Source organism: Bacillus sp. 05T31 (assembly GCF_056396725.1).
This window is the reverse complement of record NZ_JBFTMA010000863.1, coordinates 1-1,574: the sequence shown is the minus strand read 5'-3', so window position 1 is coordinate 1,574 and position 1,574 is coordinate 1. Positions and strand designations below refer to the sequence as shown.

General features: G+C 37.5%; 2 protein-coding genes. Both read right to left on the bottom strand.

Annotated features, from left to right (window positions below; all coding sequences use genetic code 11):
* Positions 1 to 157 precede the first annotated feature (157 nt).
* The gene (locus AC1DJR_RS29320; protein WP_477004177.1) at positions 158 to 1,486 is read right to left on the bottom strand and encodes a (Fe-S)-binding protein; all 1,329 of its coding nucleotides are present in this window, start codon (positions 1,484 to 1,486) and stop codon (positions 158 to 160) included.
* Positions 1,483 to 1,574: FAD-linked oxidase C-terminal domain-containing protein (locus AC1DJR_RS29315; RefSeq protein ID WP_477004178.1), on the bottom strand; the 92-nt coding region annotated here is incomplete at its 5' end. The genes AC1DJR_RS29320 and AC1DJR_RS29315, both read right to left, overlap by 4 nt.

Sequence of the window (1,574 nt, the reverse complement as noted above, 5' to 3'; positions counted from 1 at the left end):
ATACTGGATGTATTTTTACAAAACTGTAATGTTTCTGTTGTTCTTTTTTATAATAAAGTAACATATTTTTAATGTTGTAGCGGACAAAAAAGCGGCTATCTCTTTACATAGACGAAGGAGATAGCYGTTTTCCTATTATTACGTATGTTACGAGTTATTACGAGTTGGTTTCAATTGCTTCTAATAATAGATCWACAATGTGAATTCCTCTCATTTTATGAGAAAGAYCTTCWCGTTCAATACCTAGTTTCATTTGTAATAGACATCCAGGGTTTGTAGTAACAATTGTCGCTGCATCTGTTTCATGCACACGGTCCATTTTGTAATCTAGAAACTCCATTGATAACTCTGAATGAACAATATTATAAATACCAGCAGAACCACAGCAGCGGTCTGCATCTTTCATTTCACGATAGATTGCACCTTTGATGGCCTCTAGTAACATACGAGGTTCAGAAGATGTTCGCATAACATTACGTAAATGACAAGAGTCTTGATACGTAATGATTTGCGGCGTGAGTCGTAAGTCATTACGTTTATGGAAATCTAGTTCTACTAGTATAGCAGTAATATCTTTAATTTTAGAAACAAACTGCTTTGCGCGTTCTGCCCACTCTGGATCATCCTTTAGTAAATAATCATARTCTACGAGRTAAGCYCCRCAACCACCTGCATTCGTAATAATATAGTCGATGTTTAAATCTTCGAATGCTTCTATATTTCGYTTYGCTAATTCTTTTGCTCCACTTTTTTCACCAGCATGTCCGTGTAATGCTCCGCAACAACTTTGTGTTTTCGGAATAACGACATCACAACCAGCAAGTTGAAGAAGTTTCATCGTTGCGTTATTTGTTTCTAAAAACATCGTATCCATTAAACAGCCTGTGAAGAATGCAACTTGTTTCTTATTTGCCACCTCAGCAGGTAAAAATTCAGGACGATCTTTCATCGCTTTCATTTTAGGGACTTTTGGCAAAACGAGGTCCATCGTTGCAAGTGTTTCAGGGAATAACTTCATAATACCTGTTTTATGTGTTAGCGTTTGTAAACCAGAACGCTGGTAAAATCCGATTAGTCCTGTTAATGTTCGCATTCGGTTTTGATGCGGGAATAGTCCTTCAAAAACAACTTTACGAACAGCTCTCACGGGCATGGAGAACTTTTTATTTTGATTAATAATATCACGAGCTTCTTCTAATAAATGTCCATAATTCACACCAGATGGACAAACAGGTTCACAAGCGCGGCAGCCAAGGCAAACATTTAATGTATCTTCAACATCTTCATCCGGCTCAATTAAACCATCAACGACGGCTTTCATTAAGGCGATACGTCCGCGTGGGGAATGTGATTCTTTATACCCAGATTGAATGTAAGTAGGGCAAGTTGGTAAACAAAAGCCGCATCGCATACAGTTTAGTAGTTCATCTTCACTTAATCGTTCTTTAAATTCCTTTTGAATGTTTTCTTTATTTAATGTGGTCATCGCTCAACCACCACTCTTTTACGAGAGTCTTTCGCGAACATCTTTCCAGGATTCATAATGTTGTTTGGGTCGAAGGCTTGTTTAATCC